Origin of the sequence: Vibrio sp. 661 (assembly GCF_033339315.1) — a bacterium.
GTDB classification, from domain to species: Bacteria; Pseudomonadota; Gammaproteobacteria; order Enterobacterales; family Vibrionaceae; genus Vibrio; species Vibrio alginolyticus.
The window spans coordinates 1-1,391 of sequence record NZ_JAWOUJ010000061.1 but is presented as its reverse complement, the minus strand read 5'-3'; the positions used below and the strand labels follow the sequence as shown (position 1 = coordinate 1,391).

The following is a 1,391-nucleotide window of genomic DNA, read 5'->3' as shown; positions in this document are numbered from 1 at the left end:
CGAAGCTCTCGTGGAGCGTGTCGATGAACGATTCTTTGCGGGCACGGCGTCGACTGAACTCAAAGCGCTTTTGCTAGAAGTGTCGGATGAGTATCGAACCGATTACGTACCAACAACAAAACTCGCACTCGTTATCTTTACTGCGATTTCTGGCGATGAGTTTTACATTCAGGATTAGGGGTGAATTATGGACATTTCGAGACGTAACTTTCTAAAAAGCACCGCATCGTTTGGGGCGATAGCATCACTCGGGTTGCCGGGTTATTCACTTGCCGCGCCTTCAAATGATTTCCGAGCGCTGATCTGTGTGTACTTAGCTGGCGGAAACGATGCGATTAATACCATATTGCCGCTATCTGATTTTCACTACAACCAGTACGCCAATGTGAGAGGATCTCTTTCTGTTGCCAAAAATACCATTATTCCCATTGGATTGAATGCGAGCGACGCAAACAACAACGCCGTTCCGCTTGGGCTGCATCCTAAGTTGTCGGCACTTGCTCCACTATTCCAACAAGGCGATGCTAATTTGGTGCTCAATAGCGGCATTCTCAACCAACCTGTGACAAAACAAGCCATTGAACAAGGTGATGTTCCATTGCCAGAGCAGCTGTTTTCTCACAACTCACAGACCGCATCTTGGCTGCGCGGTGGGATGGATGCTTCTACGAATTTAGGTTGGGCTGGACGCATGCTCGATGTGCTAACGTCAGACGCTCAAATCACACCGCTGTATAGTGTGCATGGCGATACGTTGTGGTTGAAGGCCATGGAGCACCGTCAGACCGTACTCAAAAAAGACAAAGCGGTTCAATTGACGGCGGTTGGAAATCCACTTTACGAAGAGATTTATCAAAAACTGCTCTCACAAAGCGCAGATAACCCGTTCAGTGGGCATTTTAATTTGATGGTCGACGAATCCATGATGATGAGCAACATCCTCGCGGAGCAACTGAAACTGATCGATGACGCGCCTTTATTCTCCTCTTCTACGCTCGGCAAACAAATGCAGACCGTGTACAAATTGATCGCCAGCCAGAGTGCGCTTAGCCAGCAGCGACAAGTGTTCTTTGTAAAACATACAGGATACGACTTGCATGACTCGCAACTCGCGCGACACCCTTTGTTACTCGAAGATCTCGCCACCAACCTAAACGCCATGTATCGCGCAGTTGATAAGCTCGGTATGAGTAAAAACGTGACCACGTTTACGATGTCTGACTTTGGTCGACGAATGACCAATAATGGTAACGGTACCGATCACGGCTGGGGCGGTCATCAGTTATTGATAGGTGGTGCGGTAAATGGCAGTGCGCCGATCGGTACGTGGCCAGAGTTAACACTTGGAGGGCAAGATGATTACTCAAAAGGTCGATTGATTCCGGCTATTG

At 48.5% G+C, this 1,391-nt stretch carries 1 protein-coding gene and 1 pseudogene; both read left to right on the top strand.

What is annotated here, in order from left to right; genetic code table 11:
- Nucleotides 1-178: pseudogene (locus tag R7P69_RS24675) on the top strand (DUF1800 domain-containing protein); the annotation flags it as partial.
- Between the two features lie 9 nt (nt 179-187).
- Nucleotides 188-1,391: DUF1501 domain-containing protein (locus R7P69_RS24670; protein WP_318121750.1), on the top strand; the 1,204-nt coding region annotated here is incomplete at its 3' end.